Origin of the sequence: Kribbella sp. CA-245084, from assembly GCF_050942355.1 — a bacterium.
GTDB lineage: Bacteria > Actinomycetota > Actinomycetes > Propionibacteriales > Kribbellaceae > Kribbella.
Genome location: NZ_CP192053.1, coordinates 5,416,947 through 5,437,540, shown reverse-complemented (window position 1 = coordinate 5,437,540; position 20,594 = coordinate 5,416,947). Strand labels below are relative to the sequence as shown.

Below are 20,594 nucleotides of genomic sequence, written 5' to 3'. Positions count from 1 at the left end.
CCTGGGGGCCTTGTGAGCGTACGGCGGGGTACGAATCTCGATCGGGTCGGCGGCTTCAACGATGCCGTCGTGCTCGATGCGATCCGCCGCAGCGAGCAACTCAGCCGCGTCGAGCTCGCCGAAGCCACCGGGCTGTCCGGCCAGGCCATCTCCAACATCGCCCGCCGTCTTCTCGACGCCGGACTCGTGCGGGAGGCGGGCCGGCTGCGCGGCGCGGGCCTGGGCAAACCGCGGACGTTGCTCGAGCTCGAGCCCACCGGTCAGTACGCCGTCGGTGTGCATCTCGATCCGTCCGTGGTCACCGTCGTACTGCTTGATCTCACCGGCGAGGTGGTCGCGCGGCGGCCCGTCGATCAGGACGCCGACGATCCCGGTGTACTCATCGACGGCATCGCGAAGACGATCGAGGACGTGATCGCCGAGTCCGGTGCTGTGCGCGATCGGGTCACCGGCGTTGGTATCGCGGCCCCCGGTCCGATCGATGTCGAGCGCGGTGTGGTCGTCGATCCGCCGAACCTCTCGGCCTGGCATCTGGTCCCGTTGCGCGACGAGCTGCGGGAGCGGACCGGTCTGCCGATCCTGCTGGACAAGGACGTGACCGCGGCTGCGTCGGCGGAGAAGTGGGCTGGGCAGGGCGGCAGTTTCTTGTTCTTCTACCTCGGGACCGGTGTCGGCGCGGGGCTGGTGATCGGTGACGAGATCGTCCGCGGCTCGTCCAGCAATGTCGGCGAGATCGGTCATGTGATCGTCGATCCCGACGGTCCGGTCTGCTACTGCGGGCGGCGCGGGTGTGTGGGTGAGACCAGTCAGCCGCGGTACCTCGTGCAGCAGGCGGTCGAGGCCGGCGTACTTGCCCAAGGCATCGATGTCGAGGATCGGCCGGCGGTGGATGCGGCGTTCGCTCAGCTGAGTGCGTTGGCTGCGGACGGTCCTGGTGTTGCTCGGGAGATCATCGTCGCGCTGGCCGGGCGGATCGCGAAGGTCGTCGAGGACGTCGCCAATCTGCTTGATCTGGAGCGGGTTGTCTTCGGTGGTCCGCACTGGGAACACCTTGCGCCGGTGCTCGGCGATGCGGTGCGCGATGCGCTCGAAGGCCGGTTCCTGGTGCGCGCAGTACATCCGTTAGAGGTCGCCGGTACTGCGCTCGGCACCGACGTCGGCGCGATCGGCGCCGCCTGCCTGGTCCTCGATCAGACGTTCTCTCCGAACCCTTCCTTGTCGTTGCAGAGCAGTTCAGTTGTCGCTGAAAGGTGATTTGTTGATGATCGACCCCGAGGTCCTCGCCCGAGCCGTTGCTGCCGTTGAGCAGGCCACCGGCGACGAGGTGATCGCGGAGATGTTCCGGCGCTCGATGGCCGGCAACCTGCCCGCGGTCGCCGAGCAGTTGCCGGACGGGACGACGTTCGTGCTCACCGGCGACATCCCGGCGATGTGGCTGCGCGACTCCGCGGCACAGATGCGTCCGTACCTGCTGCTGTGCAAGGACGATCGGGGCCTGCAGGACACGCTGATCGGCGTACTGCACCGGCAGCTCGAGTACGTCGTACTGGACCCGTATGCGAACGCTTTCAACAAGGAGGCGAATGGCTGGGGGCATGTCACCGACGAGACCGAGATGTCGCCGTGGGTGTGGGAGCGTAAGTACGAGATCGACTCGCTGTGCTTCCCGCTCGAGCTGGCGTACCGGCTGTGGCGGATCACCGGTCGGGCGGATGTGATCGACGAGCGGTTCCGTGCGGCGGCGGAGGCGATCGTCGAGTTGTGGACCGTCGAGCAGGATCACGAGGCGAGGTCGCCGTACCGGTTCCAGCGGCTCGACGACCGGCCGTCGGACACGCTGGTGCGCGAGGGGCGCGGGCGGCTGACGCGGCCGACCGGGATGTCGTGGAGCGCCTTCCGGCCGAGCGATGATGCGACCGAGCTGGGCTTCAACGTGCCGGGCAACATGTTCGCTTCGGTCGTGCTCGGGTATCTGGAGGAGATCGCCACCGAGGTACTGCGGGACCCGGAGCTGGCCGACCGGGCGAAGGCGCTGAAGGCGGACATCGACGAGGGGATCTCTTCGTACGGCGTCGTTGAGCATGAGGTGCACGGGCAGGTGTACGCGTATGAGGTCGACGGCTTGGGGGAGTCGTTGCTGATGGACGACGCGAACATGCCTAGCCTGTTGTCGATCCCGCTGACCGGGTACGCCGCGGCCGACGATCCGACGTACCTTGCGACGCGGAAGCTGTTGTTGAGCCCGGAGAACCCGTACTACTACAGCGGTGTTTGCGCGGCGGGGATCGGCAGCCCGCATACGCCGCCGCGGTACATCTGGCACATTGCCCTTGCGGTCCAGGGCATCTCGAGCACATCGCCCGAGGAACGCCAGCGTCTCCTGGAGCTACTCCGCGACACGACGGGTGGCACCGGCCAGATGCACGAGGGCTTCGACGTAGACGACCCCACCCAATTCACCCGAGACTGGTTCTCCTGGGCCAATGCCATGTTCTGCGAACTAGCCCTGGTCCACGCCACCCTCAAAAGCTAGGTAGGAAGCCGTCAAAGGACACCGCTTCGCGGCGGCTGTTTGTTGCCGCCTTCGGCGGGCGTGAGCTGTTGCTGTGGGCAAGCGCACCCGGCGCGGTGAAGGTCCGTGACGTGGCGGGGAATGCGGCGGAGCCGCCAGCCGAGGACGTGCGTGGGGGGAGCCCGCCTGTTCTGGTGTGGGTTGGGAGCGGTCACCGCTTCGCGGCGGCTGTTCTGTTGGCCGCCTTCGGCGGCGCGCGGCTGTTCCCTGGGCGAGCGCTCCGGCGCGGTGGAGGTCCGTGAGGTGGCGGGGCAATGCGGCAGAGTCGCCGGCCGGTGGGGCCTGCGCGTTCTGGTGTGGGTTGGGGAGCGGTCGCCGCTTCGCGGCGGCTGTCTGTCGGCCGCCTTCGGCGGGGCGCGAGCTCTCCCTGGGTGAGCGCGTCGGGCGCTGAAGGTCCGTGAGGTGGCGGGGAAGGCGGCGGAGTCGCCAGCCGGAGGACGTGCGTGGGGGAGCCGCGTGTTCGGCTGTGGGTTGTGGAGTGGTCACCGGCTGTTCTGTTGGCCGCCTTAGGTGGTGCGTGAGCTGTTGCTGTGGGCAAGCGCACCTGGCGCGGTGGAGGTTCGTGAGGTGGCGGCGGAGGTGGGTGGAATGCGCGGTGGGACGCTCGGGTGGGTGGAGCGTCCCACCGGGGTTAGGTGATGTCTCGGCGGCGGGTGGTCCAGAGGGATAGGGCGGCGAAGACGGCGCAGTACGCGAAGAGGGTTAGGAGGGCTCGGCTGCCGCCTACCGCGTCTCGTACTCCGGGTGGGGCGTCGGATGACGCCATGCCGGTGACGCTGAAGACCAGGGAGCCGGCGTTGGTGCCAGGGAGGGTGTTGGTTAGCCATTTCAGGCCTGGGAGGAGACTGCTGACGACCCCGGCCAGGAGTGTCTCGATACCTAGGATCCAGACGACGCCTAGGCCGATCGGTAGGGCTACGTTGCGGAAGGCAACGGCTAGGACTGCGCCGGCCAGGCACCAGGTCATGAGGACCAGCCAGCCGCCGGCGAGACCCTGCAGCAGCGTGCCGATGTTCGGCCAGGTCATGGAACCGCTTTCGGCGGCGGCGATGCCGATACTGCACAACGCGCAGGCGACGAAGATGCCGAGCACCCACAACGCGATCATGGTGCCCAGGGCAAGGAACTGTGCGCCGAGGATTGTGCCGCGGCGTGGGCGTTGGGTGAGGATGGTTTTCAGCGTTCCCCAGGTGTACTCGCCGCCGATCACGATCGCGCCCAGGACAAGTGCCAGAGCGCCGGCGAAGATCGGATAGCCGCCGATGGTGTTGTCGATAACGCGTTCGGGAAGCATCCCGCGGAGGACTTCCGCACGTGGCACGCCGCCGGTCGACGGGTTCTCGTCGCCGGTCGTGTAGCTCAGGTACGGCAGCAGATACCCGAAGATCAGGCTCAGCACGAGCCCGGCGCCGAACAGCACCCAGACCGCGGATCGTTTGCGGAGTTTGAGCATCTCCGCTCGGTAGCTACCCAACATCAGCCTTCTCCTCGGTGGTGAGCTCGAAGAAGATGTCCTCGAGCGCTCGCTCGGTCATGTGCAGTTCGGACACGGCGATCCCGGCGCCGACCAGCACGCTGTTCACCTCGGCCGCCCGCGCCGGGTCAACAGTCACCCGCAGCGTGTCGTCGTACTGGTGCACGTTGCCGAAGCGGGTCAGGATCGCTTGCGCCTGATCCTTCGGGTCGGCGCGGACGACCAGTTCCTGTTCGCCGCGCAGTTCCTCGACGTTGTGCTCGGCAACCATCCGGCCGGAGTTGATGATCCCGACCCGGTCGCAGATCTGCTGCACCTCGCCGAGTAGATGGCTGGACAGCACCACGGTGCGGCCGCCGGTGCCGAGTTCGCGGATGAGCCGGCGCATGTCGCGCATACCGGCCGGGTCGAGCCCGTTGGTCGGCTCGTCGAGGATCACCAGCTCCGGATCCTTCAACAGCGCGGCCGCGACCCCGAGCCGCTGCTTCATCCCCAGGGAGTACGTCGAGAACCGGTCCTTGGCGCGATCGGCCAGGTCGACGAGCTCGAGTACTTCGTCGATCCGCCGGCGCGACACCCCGGCGTACTCGGCCAGCAGCCGCAGATTGTCCAAGCCCGACAGGTACGGGTAGAACGCCGGCGACTCGATCATCGACCCGGTCCGTCCCAGTACGTCGGCCTGCCCGGGCTTCCCGCCCAGCACGCGTACGTCGCCGCTCGTCGGCGCGATCAGCCCGGTGAGGATCCGGAGCGTGGTTGTCTTGCCTGCGCCGTTCGGTCCGAGGAATCCGTAGACCTCGCCCGGCAGCACTGTCAGATCGACACCATCGACCGCAAGGGTGTCGCCGTATCTCTTCGTCAGTCCACTGATCTCAACTAGCGCATCCATACCTAGAGCCTGGCGGTCGACCCCGCCGTACCGCGTCGCCTCGGGGGAGTGACCGCACCTACCCCGAACGGAGTACTCAGGTGCTCGGACTGGTCTCCAACCGTTGCACGCTGCCCGCCGCGAGTGCGTCCGCGACGTGCTCGACCCCGCTCCGGATCAGCTGACCGTAGCCGTCCTCAGGTAGGCGAGAGAGATGCTCCCGCGCGACCGTCAGGTGCTCGTGCGCCAACGCGGGCTGCGCGAGCCGGCGGTAGTCGTCGGCCAGGTTGAGGTGCAGAGACGGCAGCCACTGCTGGTCCTCGACCACCTCCAGCGCCCGCAGATCCCACATCAACTCGTCCGCGGTTTCGTCCTGGACGTCGGCCAGGTAGTGCGCGATCGCGCAGCGCGTCTGCCGGTCGGCGGTCGCGTCCCAGAGCGCGGTCAGTTGCGTACGGGCGGCCGAGCGGTCACCGGCGTGACCCAGCGAGACGGCGGCCGTGATCTCTTCGAGGTGCATCATGCGAGCAGCCTCGGGCTTCGAGTAGCTGGAAGGTCAACCCAGCCAGCCGGGACGGACCAGCCCGGTCTGGTACGCGACGACGACCAGTTGCGCGCGGTCACGGACGCCGAGCTTGATCATCGCCCGGCTGACGTGCGTCTTCGCGGTTGCCGGACTGAGCACGAGCCGCTCGGCGATCTCGTCGTTCGACAAGCCTTCGCCGACCAGCGCGACGATCTCCTTCTCGCGTTCCGTGAGTACGTCGAGTTCCTTGCTCGCGTGCGGTTGCCGGCTGCGTGACGCGAACTCGGCCACGAGCCGCCGCGTGACGCCGGGGGAGAGGAGCGCGTCGCCGCGAGCGACCACCCGGACGGCCTGCAGCAGCTCGACCGGCTCGGTGTCCTTCACCAGGAACCCGCTCGCCCCGACCCGCAACGCCTCGAACACGTACTCGTCGAGGTCGAACGTCGTCAGGATCACCACATGTACGTCGGCCAGCTCGGGGTCCGCGCCGATCTGCCGCGTCGCCTCGAGACCGTCAGTGCCAGGCATCCGGATGTCCATCAGCACGACGTCGGGCTTCTCGGCGCGCGCGACCGAGACCGCCTCCGCGCCGTCGGCCACCTCGCCGACCACCGTGATGTCGTCCTCGGCGTTCAGCAACGACCGGAACCCGGCCCGCACCAACGCCTGATCGTCCGCCAGCAACACCCTGATCATGCGCTGGAGCTTATGCGAGCCCGGCGTCATGGGCGAGGAGGGCGATCTGGGTGCGGTTGCCGAGCTCCAGCTTGGTCAGGATGTGGGAGATGTGCGCCTTGACCGTCGCGAGGCTCATGAACAACTCAGTGCCGATCTGCGCGTTCGCCTTACCCTGCGCGACCGCAAGCATCACGTCGTACTCGCGGGGTGACAGCCGCTGGAGTTTGTCCTGCGCGATCGTGTGGGCGTCGGCCTGCGTGGCGGCGCGGTCCATCAGGCGGCGGGTGATCGCCGGCGACAGGATGGGATCGCCGGCCGCGACCCGTCGTACGGCCTCGACGATCTGGGCCGGCGGGGTGTCCTTGAGCAGGAACCCGCTCGCCCCGGCGCGGAGCGCGTGCAGCACGTTCTCGTCGGTGTCGAAGGTCGTGAGTACGACGACCTCGGGCGGATTCGTCCGCGCCCGCAGCCGCCGGGTCGCGACGATGCCGTCCACCCGGGGCATCCGCAGGTCCATCAGCACGATGTCGGGGAAGTGCGCGTCGACGGCGGCCGGTACTTCGTCACCGTCGGCGGCCTGACCGACCACCGAGATCCCGTTCGTCCCGTCGAGCATCATCTCCAGGCTGGCTCGGACCAACGCGTCGTCGTCCACCACCAGCACACGAATCGTCGGTTGCTCGCTCATGCGGGCCACGGTAGCGAGGCCTCGAGCCGGAACCCGCCACCGGGCACCTGCCCGTGGTCCAGTGTCCCGCCGGCCAGTTGCACGCGCTCGGTCAGTCCGACCAGGCCGGTCCCGCTTCCGGGTGTCACCGTGATCCCGTTCGACGCCGGGTTGGTCAGCTCGATCCGCAAGCCGTCGCCCGGCCGCCCGTCCACCGTGACCGTCACGGGTCGCCCGGCGGCGTGCTTGCGCGCGTTGGTCAGTCCCTCCTGCACGATCCGGTACGCCGTACGTCCTGTTGCCGGGGGCAATGAGGTGGGATCCGTGACATGGTCCTCGTACGCGACCGTCGTACCTGCCTCTCGGGATTCGTCCACCAGCGCGCGGACGTCGTCGAAGGTGGGTTGCGGCCGGCCTTCGTAGACATCCTCGTCGCGCAGGACGTTGATGACTTCGCGCAGCTCGTCGAGCGCCTGATGTACGCCGGTGCGGATCACGCCGGCCGCCTTCGCGAGGCGCTCGGGTGACGAGTCGGGGCGGTACTCGAGCGCGCCGGCGTACGTCGCGAGCAGGGACAGGCGATGCGCGAGTACGTCGTGCATCTCGCGGGCCATCTTGGTGCGTTCGAGGGTGCGCGCTTCGGCGACCCGGCGGCCCTGCTCGGCCTCGGCCCGGTCGGCGCGCTCGCGTAGCGACTCCAGCAGTTGGTGGCGCGCCTGCGTACCTTGACCCCAGCCAAGCAGGGCGGCGTGGACGACGACGTCCAGGATCGCGAACCAGAGGAACGGCAGCCCGTGGATCGGTTGCCAGAGGCCCTGGATCAAGTGGCCGACGGTGCCGGCGAGTGCGACGAGAGCGGCGGTGCGGAACCGGCGCGTGAGGGCGACGTTCAGGGTGCCGACGGTGGATGGCGGAGTGGCGGCGGGGGAGAGGGCGGCCAGCGCGGCCAGTGCGATCGCGCCCGGCACCGGGCGGCGAAACATGATCGGGACCAGCGCGACCGACACGACGCCGACCGCGATGTCGAGCACCAAGAACTTCCGGTGCTCGGGATCGGACGCCCGGCCGACGATCGTCATCGCGACGAGCACGCCGATCAATCCGACCGCCACGGCGTTCACCCACCAAGGCGCTTTCCGCCGGGCACACGACTGTTCCATGCCGCCGAGACTAAGCGGCCCGCCGCCGTCTCCACCACCGACCAAAGTCGAACCCACCCCGGCCAGCCGACCGATGCCGCCCTCGCCCCGAGTCCCGCATTGTGGTCCCACCAACTTCGCCGAAGGAGCCCACAATGCCAACTCCCATCAAGATCTCCGACCCCACTCCGGCCACGGATTCGCGGCGCGTTCCCGGGCGTAGCCGGCTCGTCGTGGTCGCGGTGGCTGCAGCTGCGGCTCTTGCTGATTGGGCAATCCTCGCGCCGCTGGCCGGTCTCGCCCTGACCGCACGTCAGGGCGGCATCCAGCACATCGGCGCCGCGGCCGTTCTGGCAGCCACCGTCGTCGTCGCCTTCGCCGGCTGGGGCCTCCTGGCCATCCTCGAACGCCGCAGCCCGCGCGCCCGCGATACCTGGACCGTCATCGCGACCATCGTGTGCGTCCTGTCCCTCGGCAGTCCGCTCACCAACGGCATCGGCCTCGGCGCCAAGCTCGGCCTGGCCTCACTCCACCTGATCGTCGGTGCGATTGTGATCCTCGGCCTGCGCCGTACCTCCCTCTCCGCCACCGAACGGTGTTAGGTCCTGCCTGGTGATCCAGCGCCTACTGCGGGGCACTCGGCACGGCACCTCGCCGCACGGGTGCGAAGGGAACGATGCTCCGCATCGACCCCTTCGCCCCCGCGCGCCGATGCACCGCACCGAGCACCTCCTCGCTACGGCGCTGGATCACCAGCCAGGACCTAACTGCGCGGTCTGATAGAACCCCCGGATATGCGCGGTCACCAACGAGGCCGCGCGCTCCGGCTCGCCACCCCGGACCGCGGCCAGGATCTCGCGATGCTCGGCCCGCAACCCGACCGCCACCGCTTCCCAGTCGGGCAGATTAGGTACGGCAGCCAGCACGTACCCGTGTATCGCCGACCGCAGCGAGGTCATCACCGCCGCGATCAACACATTCCCGGCCAACCCCGACAGCGCGACGTGGAACTCCGCATCGAGCAGATGGAACTCCTCCGGCGACAACCCGATGTCGTCCATCCGATCCAGCAGTTCCTCTGCCGCCTTCAGCTCGTCTGCCCCCAACTCACGCTCCGCAGCCTCCCGTGCCGACCAGGACTCGAGCAGCAGACGCGTCTGTACGACGTCCCCCATCGGCAGGTGATTCGTTGCCAGATGCAACCGCAGTACGGCGGTCAGCGGCGACACCGGCTCCGCCACAATCACCGCACCCGCCTCCGGTCCGGACCCGGTCGCCGTCCGCACGACTCCCATCGCCTCGAGCACCCGGACCGCTTCGCGCACCGACGGCCGGCTGATCCCGAGCTGCTCGGCCAGCGTCCGCTCCCCGGGCAACCGCCCGCCGATCCGCAGCCGCCCCGCGGCCAGATCGGCCTCCACCCGGTGCAGGACCAGCTCGTAGTTCTTCATATGGACGAGCCTACCGGTGTGGTCGGACCACAGGGTAGGGTGTGGTCCGACCACAGATTGACCCAGGAGTTGTGATGACCGATCGCCAGATGCCCAAATGGTCCGAGCTGAAGCCGCTGCTGCGGCCGAAGCCGATCACGGTGAACGCCACTGAGCGGCGGCTGGACAAGGCGCTGACGATCGCGGACCTGCGCAGGATCGCGAAACGCCGTACGCCGCGCTCGGTCTTCGACTACACCGACGGCGCCGCCGAGGCCGAGATCAGCCTGAGCCGCGCCCGCCAGTTGTTCGCGGAGATGGAGCTGCAGCCGTCGATCCTGCGCAACGTCTCCGAGATCGACCTCGGTACGTCGATCCTCGGCGGCCGCTCCGAGCTGCCGTTCGCGTTCGCGCCGACCGGCTTCACCCGGATGATGAACCACGAGGGCGAGAGCGCGGTCGTGAAGGTCGCCGAGCAGATCGGTATCCCGTACGCGCTGTCCACGATGGGCACCACCTCGATCGAGGATGTCGCGGCCGCCGCTCCGAACGCGCGGAAGTGGTTCCAGCTGTACGTCTGGAAGGACCGCGACGCCGGCGAGGACCTCGTGAAGCGCTCGGCCGCCGCGGGATACGAGGCGTTGATGCTGACGGTCGACGTACCGGTTGCGGGCGCTCGCCTTCGCGACGTACGCAACGGTTTCACGATCCCGCCATCGCTCACTGCGAAGACGGTCCTGGACGCGTCGTTGCACCCGGCCTGGTGGGCCAACCTGCTGACGACTCGACCGCTGACGTTCGCCTCGCTGTCCACCTGGGACGGCACGGTCGCGGAGCTTCTCGACAAGCTCTTCGACCCGACCATGACGATCGACGACCTCACCTGGCTCCGCTCGATCTGGGACGGCCCGCTGATCGTGAAGGGCATCCAGACCGTCGCGGATGCGCGCCGTGTGGTCGACGCCGGCGCGGACGCGGTCGTGCTGTCCAACCACGGCGGGCGTCAGCTCGACCGGGCGCCGACACCGCTGCGCATCCTCCCCGACGTACGCAAGGCGATCGGCAGCGACGCCGAGATCTACCTGGACACCGGCATCATGTCCGGCGCGGACATCGTCGCTTCGATCGCGCTCGGCGCCGACGCCTGCCTGGTCGGCCGCGCGTACCTGTACGGCCTGATGGCCGGCGGCCAGCGCGGTGTCGCCCGCGCTGCGGAGATCCTGACCAAGGAGGTACGCCGCACGATGGCGCTACTCGGCGTCTCGAGCGTTGCCGACCTCAACCCGTCCCACGTCCGCCTGCCGTAACACCAGCCGGAACGCCGACCCTTTGCCCAACGCCGTCCGTACGACGAGATCGCCGCCGTGCGCCCGCGCGATCGAACGGGCGATCGCGAGCCCGAGACCGGTCCCAGCGCCTGCCGAATGGTTGCGGGACCGGTCAGCTCGATAGAACCGGTCGAACACCCGGGCGGCCTGTTCCTCGGTCATGCCCGGCCCGTCGTCCGCGATCTCCAGCACGGCATCTCCGTCGACCGTCCCCACACCGACGCGCACCGCTGTCCCGGCCGGCGTATGGGCGATCGCGTTCCCCACCAGGTTGCTCACCACCTGCCGAAGCCGATCCTCGTCACCGAACACCGCGGCGGGTCCAGGCGCATCCTCGCCGTCGACCCCAGTCAGGCTGATGAGCCGCGACGGATCCAACGCCCGTACGTCGTGCCGGGCGTCGTTCGCCAGCGTGCGCAGATCCATCGGCGCCGGGTCGACCTGGCCCTCCGGCGCCTCGTCCAGCTGCGCCAGCAACAACAGCTCCTCGGTCAGCCGCGTCAGCCGCGTCGCCTCTCGATCGATCCGCTCCATCGCTTCGTCCGCGCCCGATCCGCCCATCCGGTAGAGCTCGGTCGATCCCTTGATCCCGACAAGCGGCGTACGAAGCTCGTGGCTCACGTCCGACAGGAACGCGCGCATCCGCGCCTCGGCGGAGGACCGGTCCGCGAACGCCTGCTCCAGCTGCCCGAGCATCGTGTTCAACGAGGTCGCCAGATGGCCGATCTCCGTCTGCGGCGCAGCCAGCCCTGGCACTCGCTGTGCGAGATCGCCGTCGGCGATCGCAGCGGCCGTGTTCTCGATCCGCCGCAGCGGACGCAGTCCACGCCCGAGCGCCCACCATCCGACCAGCGTCAGCAGGACGAGCAGCGCGGCACCGCTGATCAGGCTGCTGGTCCGCAATTGCGCGATCGTCGCATCGGCCTCGGAGAGTGGCGCCGCCGCGATGACCGTCCCCTTCCAGCCGACGGCTGGGCGTGCAACTGCCCGCCAGCGGCCGGATTCGTTGGCTGACTGGAGGACGACGGCCGTGGTGTCGGCGGGGATCGAGCGCAACGCCGCGTCGCTGGGGAAGGAGTCCGCGGCAACCCGCGACGAGCGGAGTGTCCCGACAACCGCGCCGTTCGAGTCGAGATAGGCCAGGTACGGCGCGCCGATCAGGTCCAGCGCCGGGTCGATCAGCTGCGGTCGCGCCGGCTGACTCCGATCCGGTCCGTTGGGCGACACCTGCGCGATGATCTCGGTGAACGATCGCAGCTGACTGTCGAGCCGGTCGAGCTGGTACCGCTCCAATTGGTGCGACACGAAGGCGCTGATCAGACTCAAGCCGGCGAGCAGCAGCGCCGTCGTCAGCAAGAGCAATCTGGCTCGCAGCGACAGTCGCTTCACGGCTTCGGCGCCCGCATCACGTAGCCCACGCCGTGCACGGTGTGGATGAGTTTGGGCTCTTCGTCATCGACCTTGCGGCGCAGGTACGAGATATAGGTGTCCACGATGCTCGTGTCTCCGTTGAAGTCGTACCGCCAGACCCGCTCGAGGATCTGCCCTTTGGAGACAACCCGTCCGGCGTTCTCCATCAGGTAATGCAGCAGCCGGAACTCGGTGGGGGAGACGCGGAGCGGAGCGCCGGCCCGCGTCAGTTGGTGGCCCTCGGCATCGAGTGTGAGCGGCCCGACCGTCAGTACGTCGCTGTGCTGGCCGGTCGTCCGTCGCAGGATCGCGCGGATGCGAGCGATCAGCTCCTCCAGGTCGAACGGCTTGGTGACGTAGTCGTCCGCGCCCAACGACAAGCCCTGGATCTTGTCGGCCTGTCGGTCGCGGGCGGTCAGGAACAATACGGGCACCGGCCCGGCAGCGGTCGGCTGCTCGCGCAAGCGTCGTACCACTTCGAAACCGTCGAGGTCCGGCAGCATCACGTCGAGCAGCACCAGGTCCGGCGGCTCTTCGACGGCCGCGGCCACCGCCTCGGTAGCGGTCGCCGCGGAAGTCACCTCGAAGCCGGCGAAGCGCAGCGTGGCGGACAGCAGTTCGCGCACCGTTGCTTCGTCGTCAACTACGAGTAGCCGGGTCATGGTCGCCAGAATACGGACGCGCTCAGACATCTCTTCGTCGGAAGACGACGAACGCGGCGGTCAGGATCGCGAGGACGCCGAGCCACAGCCCACCCAGATTGACCCAGGGATGGGGGAAGTTCGTATCCGGCACGGTTCCGAAGATCGCCGCTGCTCCGAGGGTCGGCCAGAAGTCGAAGATTCCTTGCATCCACGACGGAAAGAGCCCTGCGAGCGCGGGAACCAGGAACACGATGCCCACCAACGTCGCGAGCGCTCCCGCGGTGGCTCGCATGATCGTGCCGAGACCGACCGCCAGCAAGCCGATCGCCGAGAGATACAAACCGCCGCCGACGATCGACGCCAGCACTCGATGATCGCCGAGGTGTGCGGACGGGACGTCCCGCCCGCTCATCACCGCCTGGCCGAGGAAGAACGCGGCGAACATCAACACCTGTCCGGCCACCGCCGCAACGGCGGTGGCCACGATCGCCTTCGCGGCCAGGAGCCGGCTGCGACGAGGCGTGGCGGCGAGCGTCGTCTGCATCAGCCCGGTCGCGAACTCCGACGTCACGACCAGGATGCCGAGTACGCCGATGACCAACTGCGCCACGATGAACGACTTCAGGCTGCGGCCGGTCGGATCCCACGCAGCTCGATCGGCGGCCGTCCCGCCCCAGTAATCCTTGTTCGCCCCGAGCGTCGACAGCGTCGTGATACCGAGCCCGACCACGAACAGGCAGCTCACCGTGTACCAGGTGGATCGCAGGCTGCGCAGCTTGATCCACTCGGCGTGCACCGTCCTCATACGACCGCCCCCTGGTACTCGACACTGTCCTTGGTCAGCTCCATGAACGCGTCTTCCAGCGACGCCCGCTGCGGCGTGAGCTCGCTCAGCGGTACGCCGTGGTACGCCGCCAGCTTGCCGATCTCCTCACCCGATAGACCTGTGACGACGAGCGACCCCTCGAGGCCGTCCCGCACACTCCCGCCGGCCGCAGTGAGGTGGTACGCGAACGAACCGGGATCGGCAGTGCGGACCAGGACCGTCCCGTCGCCGTTCGCGTGCATCAAGTCGGCCATCCCCATGTCGGCGATGAGGCGACCGCGTCCGATCACGACCAGGTGGTCCGCGGTCTGTGCCATCTCACTCATCAGGTGACTCGACACCAGGACCGCCCGGCCCTCGGCGGCCAGCGAACGCATGAAGTCGCGGATCCACCGAATGCCTTCGGGATCCAGCCCGTTGACGGGTTCGTCGAAGATCAGGATCCGCGGATCGCCGAGCAGCGTCGCGGCGATCCCGAGCCGCTGCCGCATGCCGAGCGAGAACCCGCCGGCCCGCTTGCGGGCCACCCCTTCGAGGCCGGTTCGCGCGAGCACCTCACCGACCCGGCGCTTCGGGAGACCGTTGCTCACGGCAAGCGCCAGCAGATGGTTGTACGCCGTCCGCGCGCCGTGGACCGCGCTCGCGTCGAGCAGCGCACCGACCTCGGTCAGCGGCACCGGCAGGTCCCGGTACCGCCGGCCGCCGACGGTGACCGAACCGCGGGTCGGTGCGGCCAGGCCGATGATCATCTTCATGGTCGTGGACTTGCCCGCGCCGTTCGGCCCGAGGAACCCGGTGACCTGACCGGGCTCGACGGAGAACGACAGGTCGTCCACGACGAGGTCGGAGCCGTATCGCTTGGTCAGCCCTCGCACTTCGATCGTTGTCATGGCTCGAAGCCTGACCGGGCGATCTGGGTGTCCAGTGGGAGTTTCTGGGAGAACTCTGTGAATCTCAGCGGGGCGGCGTCGTACGGCCGCGCGCATTCACAGGAAACCTATAGCGGCAGGGTCGCCGTGATCCTCAATCCGCCAGAGGGTGTGCGGTTCGCCGACAGTGTGCCGCCGAGCGCGGTCGCCCGTTCCCGCATGCCGCCGATGCCGTTGCCTTCCTTCGGCGGTGCGGTGAGCTCTTGGCCGTCATCGTCGATCTGCAGGACAAGCGCCTGTTCGCCGTACTGGATCCTCACAGTCGCCGACGTGGCCTTCGCGTGGCGCACGACGTTCGTGAGCGACTCCTGGATGATGCGGAACGCGGCGCGGTCGAGCCCGGTCGGTAGTGGACGCGGCTCGCCGTGGACGATGCGATGCACCTCGAGGCCGGCCCGCGACGTACGGGTGACGAGGTGGTCCAGGTGGTCGAGGCCGGCGACCGGTTGGCGCGGCGCGGACTCGTCGGACTGCCGCAGGATGCCGACGATCGAGCGGAGCTCCACCAGGGCGTCCTTGCTCGCGTCCTTGATTGCCGAGAGCGCCGGAGCGGCCCGCTCGGGTTGCCGGTCGACCAGGTGGAGCGCGGTGGCCGCCTGCACGTTGATGAGCGAGATGTGATGGGCCACGACGTCGTGAAGCTCCTGTGCGATCCGCAGCCGCTCCTCACCAGCTCGGCGCAGCTCCTCCTCTTTACGCGTGCGCGCCGCCGCCATCACCCTGTCGCGGTGGGCGCGGAACAGCTCTGCGACGAACCCGAGGACGCAGAAGCAGGCGCCGACGAGTAGGACCTGATACACGCCGTTCTGGTTGATGCCGAGGACCATCCGGCCGCCGACATGCAGGCCGTACAGCGAGACGATGCCCGCCCAGCCGGCCATCCTGTGGCCGAGCCGGATCACGGTGAAGACCGTGATCACGAAGGTCAGGATGACCGGACCCCACGGGTACTCGCGGAGCATGTAGACCAGCGTGGTGGCGACGGTTGTCCACAGCACCGGAACCGGGTGGGTCCGCAGCCAGTAGAGCGAGATCGTGCCGATCAGCAGCAGGACGACCATGAACCAGTCGGGCTGGCGCCGGTCCGGCTGACCCTCGGCCGAGCCGAACGTCCCGATCACCGTGATGAACGAGAGCACCAACGGCAGCAGGACACGACGCGACCGCGCCCCGAAGGTCGGGACGTCAACGGGCTCAGTCGTGCTCACAGTACGAAACCGTAGAGGGCGGCAGGCCGAGTGTCATCGTCGCCACGGAGTACTTCGGCCTGCTCCTCCTGCAGTAGTTCAGTACTTAACCTTGTAGATCGACTCTTCGTACTGAGCGCCGTAATGCTTGTCGAGCGTCTCGAGGTCGTCGTCCGGACGCTCCAGGGTCTGGGAGATCACTGCGCGGCGCGGCAGGGCGTCGGGGTTCCAGGTCTCGGGCTTCCAGAGCTTCGAGCGCAGGAACGACTTCGAGCAGTGATGGAAGATCTGCTCGATCTCCACCAGCAGCGCCAGCTGGGGGCGGTTGCCCTTGACGATCATGTCGTCGAAGAACGGCGCCTCCCTGACGATCCGGGCGCGGCCGTTGATCCGCAGCGTGTCGGTGCGGCCGGGGACGAAGTAGATCAGGCCGACGTGCGGGTTGCTGAGGATGTTCGTGAAGCCGTCGACGCGGCGGTTGCCGGCCCGGTCGGGGATCGCGATCGTGGAGCGGTCCAGGACCTTGGTGAAGCCGACCGGGTCACCCTTGGGGGAGACGTCGCAGTTGCCGTCGGCGTCGGAGGTGGCGATCAGGCAGAACGGGGAGGCGTCGAGCCACTGCAGATCCAGGTCATGGAGCTCCTTGCGCTCCTTGGCCGCGGCTGCTGCCAGTGGCTGCGGCACGAGCTCGCGCAGTTCGTCGTACGACGTGATCTCGACCAGTCCTGGAATCTCCATCAGGCGACGTTCTCCTCTACCAGCGACGGCGTGGCGTCCTCCTTGACGGCCCTCGTCCGTGCAGCCCATCGTACGGCGGGACCAGTTGCGCAACTGGTCCCCAGGAACAGGGCGCCGATGACGATCCAGCCGATCGGACCCCAGCCGAGGATGACCGTGGTGAGCAGCGCCGGGCCGAGCATCCTGGCGATCGCGGGGCCCGTGCCGAAGAAGCCCTGGTACTGACCCTGCTTGTCGGCGGGGGCCAGTCCGAAGCTGATTTCCCAGGCGCCGGAGGCGAGCTTCATCTCGCCGAGGGTGAGCAGCGCGGCGGCGACCACCAGGATTCCCGCGGTGGCTGCCGGGGTCAGGTGGGCGGCGGTCGTCGCGAACACGCCGCAGGCGGCCAGCATCGCGACTCCGGCGTACCGGACCGAGCGGGCGGCCGTGCGCAGGTCCTTGACGCGCTTGGCGATGTGGACCTGGAAGAACGTCACGCCGAGGGTGTTCACGATCATCAGCGAGGCGACGACCCAGCTCGGTGCGCTCGTCCGGGTGACGATCCACAGCGGACCGACCAGGCTGATCAGCGGCATGAAGAGCAGCATGATCGCGTTGAGCAGCGCGAGGACGGCGTACGGACGGTCGTGCAGGACCGCGAGGCGCGGTTCGCCCTTGGCCCGGATCGTGGTCGCGATCGACGGCACCCGGCGGATCAGCGCGGCGGCGATCAGGAAGCTGAGCGCGTCGATCGCGAAGACAGTCAGGTACGCCGCTTCCGTGTCGAAGCGGAGCGCGATACCGCCGAGGAGCGCGCCGACCGCGAGACCGGCATTGACCGTCGACTGCAGGAAGGCGCGGATGCGGGTGCGCTCAGCCGGCTGCACCAGGCCCGCGAGGAGCGCCTGGCGGGCTGCGGTGAGCCCGGTCTGGCTGCATGCATAGACGATGGCTGCGATCAGGAAGCCTGCGAAGCTCCGGACGAACAGGAACGCTCCGACGCCGCTGGCGGTCATGAGCGCCAGGAGTACTGCGGTGCCGCGCGCCCCACGCCGGTCGGCGAGGTTGCCGAGCGGGACGCCCGTCAGGAAGCCAACCAGCCACGCGACGGTCAGCCCGAGGCCAACCTCCGCGGTCGACAGGCCGACCACCCGAGTGAAGAACAACGCCGAGGTGACGACGAACGCCCCGTCGCCGACCGAGTTCGCCAACTGCGCCATCGCCAGATCCCGCGGCGCTCCGACCGGAGGAAGCATCTGCCCAATTCTGCTGCTCATAACTCGAGCCTAGGGACTCAACGGCCCACCAGTCAGGTCCACTCTGCGCACAAAACGTTGGGCCACTTCTCCCCGCTGCCAGCGTGGCCGGGTCTAGAAAGATCTGTGGACAACTCGGATCCGGCGCCGGAATCACGGCACCTTCTAGGCATGACCTTCCTCGACCTGCCTCCCACCTGGACCGACCTACCACTCACCGACCCCGACGTCGCCGCCGACGTCGTAGACCTGATGCTCACCCTCGGCGACCGCCACCGCGGCACATTCGCAGTAATCCTCTGCGACCCCAACGACCACTACCGAGCCACCATCACCGTCGACCTACCATCCGAATTCGACCGCCTGGCCCCGCCCCGAGACACCCACGCCCTCTGCTCAACCGCCCTCAGCCCGATCATCCCGGCAATCCAAACAGCCCCCAACACCCCCGTAATCCTCGCCCTCGGCCGCCCAGGCCCCGCCCACTCACCAGCCCTGGACCAAGACTGGTCCACCGCCGCCACCAACATCTGCCAAGCCACCCACCTCCACCTCCTCAGCTTCCACATAGCCACCCCCGAAGCCGTCTACCAGCCACTAACCACCCACCCCCCAACCAACCACCCCCACCCCACCTCAACCGCCGCCTAACTCACCCACCCCCAACACGTCTCCACCACCCCGTAGCCCCTCACTCCGCAGCCCCTCACTCCGCAGCCCCTCACTCCGCAGCCCCTCACTCCGCAGCCCCTCACCCCGCAGCCCCTCACCGCCGCGCCCGCAGCCTGACCTACACCCTCCGCGCTCCGCCTGCCGGCTCGCCCACCCGCCGATCGCCGCCCGCCTGCCGTCGTACTGCGTGTGCCGTCCCGGCCCGTCGTACTGCGTGTGCCGTCCCGGCCCGTCGTACTGCGTGTGCCGTCGCGTGCCGCCGCACCGCGTCCGCCGCCCCGGCCTCGTCGTCTGCGTGTGCTGCCGTACGGCGCCTGCACCCCACCCCGCCGTACTGCGTGTGCCGTTCCAGCCCGCCGCACTGCGCGGGTGCCGCCCCCGTGCTGCTCCGCCTTGTGTCTTCGTAGTCCGTGTCTTCGTACTCCGGCCGCTCGAGTGCCCGCGCCGCCGTGCTGCTCCGCCTCGCGCCGCGCCGGGCCGGGCCGGGCCGCCGTACCGTTCGCCCTGCCCGGGCCGTCGTACCGTTCGCTGCCGCTCAATGCCCCCACGGTGCGGCTCCGTGCCGCTGTACGCCGCGCTGAGCCGCTCGCGATCCCTCGCGCTGCCCTTCCCCGGCGCCGGCTTCCCTCGCGCCGGCGTGCCGCTTGGTCGTGTCCCCTGCTGCGGTTGTGCCTCGCCGCGTGCCGCCGTACTGCGTGTGCCTCTGCGTGCTGCCGTGCTGCGCGGGCGTGCCGCGTGCTGCTGTACGTCGCGTGTCGGCTGCCGCATTTTGCCGTGCGGAGGCGTCAGCGCATTCGCCGTACGAATGCCGGGGATGCAGGGGATGCTGAGGCCGACCGTGCTCCCGGGGCTGACGTGCTGCGGTACGTCGCGAGCTCCCGCGTGCTGCTCCCGCGCGCCGCGTGCTGCTGTGTGTGCGTGCTGCCGACGGGTGCTGCTGTGTGTGCGTGCTGCTGACGGGTGTTGCTGCGGGGAGGCGAAGGCGTGGCGCGGTACGAATGCCTGCGACGAATGACGCCGACCGTTCTGCGGGAGCGACCTGCTGCGCTGGTGCTTGCTGCCGCGCGGTGCTTCTGCGTGCAGCCGCTGGCTCCGCGAGCTGCTGCGTGATGCGGCTTGCTGTTCCTGCGTGCCGGGTGTGGGTTCGTGCTGCGGTTAGCGGACGCCGCGGGGGCGGAATTGGATGCTGATGCGGGGGCCTATGCGGCCGGAGGCTTTGGGGATTGCGTGTTCCCAGGTGCGTTGGCACGAGCCGCCCATCACGATGAGGTCGCCGTGTCCCAGCGGATAGCGAACCGTCGAGCCGACTGGCCCGCTCGCCCCGCCCGATCCGCCGGGGCGTGGGCGCAGCGCCAGTACGCGCGGCTCGCCGACTGACAGGATCGCGACCATTGTGTCCTCGCGATCGCCGCGGCCGATGCGGTCGCCGTGCCACGCGACGCTGTCCCGGCCGTCGCGGTAGAAGCACAAGCCCGCCGTGCGGAACGGCTCGCCCAGCTCGTCGGCGTACCGCTCGCTCAGCGCGTCCCGTGCCTCGTCCAGGATCGGCAGCGGCAGGTCGACGTTCTCCCCGTAGAAGCAGAGCAGTCGCGGTACGTCGACCACACGGTCGTACATCTGCCGCCGCTCCGCCTGCCACGGCACATCCCGCGCCAGCCGCCCGTACACCTGATCGGCGCCGGTCAACCACCCCGGCAGCACATCGATCCAGGCCCCGCGGCCCAACTCGGTCCGCGTCAGCCCGTCCAACGAACCCAACGCAGGATCCTCGAAAGCATCCAGCAACGAGCCCTGGAGATCAGCACCCATGCCCCCACCATACCTGAAATTCGAACACCTGTTCCCCTGTCAGCGAACGATGCCCACCCAGTGTGCGTGTATCAGCCGGAAGGCTGTCCGCTACCGCTGTCTTGACCCGGTGGGAGCGAGTGCGGACGATTGACGTCGGATGGGTCAAGAGCAGTCACTGACGCCGGGGACGACGATGATCCGAAGGGTCTACAAGGCCCCTCGGCCTGGGTGGGATCACGACCATTGCTCGTTCTGCCAGGTCAAGTTTGTGTCGCCTGAGGTCCTGCCGACCCTGGCGGACGAGGACGTGCGAACCGAGGGCTACGCAACCACGGCTGAGTTCATCCGAGGCGCCGACTACGAGTGGGTCTGTGATGACTGCTGCGCAGACTTTGCCGAGGAGTTCGGCTGGGTGCTCGTCGAGTCCTGACTGGCACGCACATGCCGCGATCCGCGCGAACAATCTGCCGCCGAACCGGC

Annotated in this window: 22 protein-coding genes; 6 read left to right on the top strand and 16 right to left on the bottom strand. The window is 68.6% G+C overall.

Going from position 1 to position 20,594, the window contains the following annotated elements; genetic code table 11:
* The first annotated feature begins 12 nt into the window (after positions 1–12).
* Positions 13–1,254: an ROK family transcriptional regulator gene (locus ACQPYH_RS25925; RefSeq protein WP_432876268.1), complete on the top strand. Its 1,242-nt coding sequence runs from the start codon at positions 13–15 to the stop codon at positions 1,252–1,254.
* A gap of 7 nt (positions 1,255–1,261) precedes the next feature.
* Positions 1,262–2,533 (top strand): glycoside hydrolase family 125 protein, encoded by a 1,272-nt coding sequence (locus tag ACQPYH_RS25920; RefSeq protein WP_432876266.1) that lies wholly within the window; start codon positions 1,262–1,264, stop codon positions 2,531–2,533.
* A 670-nt stretch (positions 2,534–3,203) separates the two neighbouring features.
* On the opposite strand, the gene ACQPYH_RS25915 is transcribed toward ACQPYH_RS25920, so the two are convergent.
* The 6 genes from ACQPYH_RS25915 to ACQPYH_RS25890 form a co-directional block, all read right to left on the bottom strand.
* Positions 3,204–4,049 carry an ABC transporter permease subunit gene (locus ACQPYH_RS25915; protein ID WP_432876264.1) on the bottom strand — a complete coding sequence of 282 codons (846 nt, stop codon included), beginning with the start codon at positions 4,047–4,049 and terminating at the stop codon, positions 3,204–3,206.
* The gene (locus tag ACQPYH_RS25910; protein WP_432876262.1) at positions 4,039–4,935 is read right to left on the bottom strand and encodes an ABC transporter ATP-binding protein; all 897 of its coding nucleotides are present in this window, start codon (positions 4,933–4,935) and stop codon (positions 4,039–4,041) included. Before ACQPYH_RS25910 ends, ACQPYH_RS25915 begins: the two co-directional genes overlap by 11 nt.
* A gap of 76 nt (positions 4,936–5,011) precedes the next feature.
* Positions 5,012–5,437: a hypothetical protein gene (locus tag ACQPYH_RS25905; protein ID WP_432876260.1), complete on the bottom strand. Its 426-nt coding sequence runs from the start codon at positions 5,435–5,437 to the stop codon at positions 5,012–5,014.
* A gap of 33 nt (positions 5,438–5,470) precedes the next feature.
* Positions 5,471–6,136: a response regulator gene (locus ACQPYH_RS25900; protein WP_432876258.1), complete on the bottom strand. Its 666-nt coding sequence runs from the start codon at positions 6,134–6,136 to the stop codon at positions 5,471–5,473.
* A gap of 10 nt (positions 6,137–6,146) precedes the next feature.
* Positions 6,147–6,806, bottom strand: a complete 660-nt coding sequence (locus ACQPYH_RS25895) for a response regulator (protein ID WP_130449523.1) — start codon at positions 6,804–6,806, stop codon at positions 6,147–6,149.
* Positions 6,803–7,945, bottom strand: coding sequence for a sensor histidine kinase (locus ACQPYH_RS25890; RefSeq protein ID WP_432876256.1), 1,143 nt, complete (start codon positions 7,943–7,945; stop codon positions 6,803–6,805). The genes ACQPYH_RS25895 and ACQPYH_RS25890 overlap by 4 nt, the downstream gene beginning before the upstream one ends.
* A gap of 134 nt (positions 7,946–8,079) precedes the next feature.
* Here ACQPYH_RS25890 and ACQPYH_RS25885 point away from each other — a divergent pair, with 134 nt between their 5' ends.
* Positions 8,080–8,526: a DUF6069 family protein gene (locus ACQPYH_RS25885; protein ID WP_432876254.1), complete on the top strand. Its 447-nt coding sequence runs from the start codon at positions 8,080–8,082 to the stop codon at positions 8,524–8,526.
* 147 nt (positions 8,527–8,673) lie between these two features.
* On the opposite strand, the gene ACQPYH_RS25880 is transcribed toward ACQPYH_RS25885, so the two are convergent.
* Complete coding sequence (locus ACQPYH_RS25880) at positions 8,674–9,375, bottom strand: FadR/GntR family transcriptional regulator (RefSeq protein WP_432876252.1); 702 nt, start codon at positions 9,373–9,375, stop codon at positions 8,674–8,676.
* Positions 9,376–9,449: 74 nt separating this feature from the next.
* Here ACQPYH_RS25880 and ACQPYH_RS25875 point away from each other — a divergent pair, with 74 nt between their 5' ends.
* Positions 9,450–10,661, top strand: a complete 1,212-nt coding sequence (locus ACQPYH_RS25875; protein WP_432876250.1) for an alpha-hydroxy acid oxidase — start codon at positions 9,450–9,452, stop codon at positions 10,659–10,661.
* Here ACQPYH_RS25875 and ACQPYH_RS25870 read toward each other — a convergent pair.
* From ACQPYH_RS25870 to ACQPYH_RS25840, 7 genes are all read right to left on the bottom strand, one after another.
* Positions 10,605–12,071, bottom strand: a complete 1,467-nt coding sequence (locus ACQPYH_RS25870; RefSeq protein WP_432876248.1) for a sensor histidine kinase — start codon at positions 12,069–12,071, stop codon at positions 10,605–10,607. The two genes, ACQPYH_RS25875 and ACQPYH_RS25870, sit on opposite strands and share 57 nt — an antisense overlap.
* On the bottom strand, positions 12,068–12,754 hold the full coding sequence (locus ACQPYH_RS25865) for a response regulator transcription factor (RefSeq protein ID WP_130447346.1): 687 nt from the start codon (positions 12,752–12,754) through the stop codon (positions 12,068–12,070). Before ACQPYH_RS25865 ends, ACQPYH_RS25870 begins: the two co-directional genes overlap by 4 nt.
* A gap of 22 nt (positions 12,755–12,776) precedes the next feature.
* Complete coding sequence (locus ACQPYH_RS25860; protein ID WP_432876246.1) at positions 12,777–13,541, bottom strand: ABC transporter permease; 765 nt, start codon at positions 13,539–13,541, stop codon at positions 12,777–12,779.
* Positions 13,538–14,452 carry an ABC transporter ATP-binding protein gene (locus ACQPYH_RS25855; RefSeq protein WP_432876244.1) on the bottom strand — a complete coding sequence of 305 codons (915 nt, stop codon included), beginning with the start codon at positions 14,450–14,452 and terminating at the stop codon, positions 13,538–13,540. Before ACQPYH_RS25855 ends, ACQPYH_RS25860 begins: the two co-directional genes overlap by 4 nt.
* 107 nt (positions 14,453–14,559) lie before the next feature.
* The gene (locus tag ACQPYH_RS25850; RefSeq protein WP_432876242.1) at positions 14,560–15,699 is read right to left on the bottom strand and encodes a sensor histidine kinase; all 1,140 of its coding nucleotides are present in this window, start codon (positions 15,697–15,699) and stop codon (positions 14,560–14,562) included.
* A gap of 78 nt (positions 15,700–15,777) precedes the next feature.
* Positions 15,778–16,416, bottom strand: coding sequence for an MSMEG_1061 family FMN-dependent PPOX-type flavoprotein (locus ACQPYH_RS25845; RefSeq protein ID WP_432876240.1), 639 nt, complete (start codon positions 16,414–16,416; stop codon positions 15,778–15,780).
* Positions 16,416–17,672 carry an MFS transporter gene (locus ACQPYH_RS25840; RefSeq protein ID WP_432876238.1) on the bottom strand — a complete coding sequence of 419 codons (1,257 nt, stop codon included), beginning with the start codon at positions 17,670–17,672 and terminating at the stop codon, positions 16,416–16,418. The genes ACQPYH_RS25845 and ACQPYH_RS25840 overlap by 1 nt, the downstream gene beginning before the upstream one ends.
* A 150-nt stretch (positions 17,673–17,822) precedes the next feature.
* Here ACQPYH_RS25840 and ACQPYH_RS25835 point away from each other — a divergent pair, with 150 nt between their 5' ends.
* On the top strand, positions 17,823–18,302 hold the full coding sequence (locus tag ACQPYH_RS25835) for a hypothetical protein (protein ID WP_432876236.1): 480 nt from the start codon (positions 17,823–17,825) through the stop codon (positions 18,300–18,302).
* Between the two features lie 139 nt (positions 18,303–18,441).
* On the opposite strand, the gene ACQPYH_RS25830 is transcribed toward ACQPYH_RS25835, so the two are convergent.
* Positions 18,442–18,648: a hypothetical protein gene (locus ACQPYH_RS25830; protein WP_432876235.1), complete on the bottom strand. Its 207-nt coding sequence runs from the start codon at positions 18,646–18,648 to the stop codon at positions 18,442–18,444.
* Positions 18,649–19,478: 830 nt separating this feature from the next.
* Entirely contained in the window at positions 19,479–20,132 is a 654-nt protein-coding gene (locus ACQPYH_RS25825; RefSeq protein WP_432876233.1) for an alpha-ketoglutarate-dependent dioxygenase AlkB, read from the bottom strand.
* A gap of 250 nt (positions 20,133–20,382) precedes the next feature.
* On the opposite strand from ACQPYH_RS25825, the gene ACQPYH_RS25820 reads away from it, so the two are divergent.
* Entirely contained in the window at positions 20,383–20,544 is a 162-nt protein-coding gene (locus ACQPYH_RS25820; RefSeq protein ID WP_432876231.1) for a hypothetical protein, read from the top strand.
* The last annotated feature ends 50 nt before the right edge of the window (positions 20,545–20,594 follow it).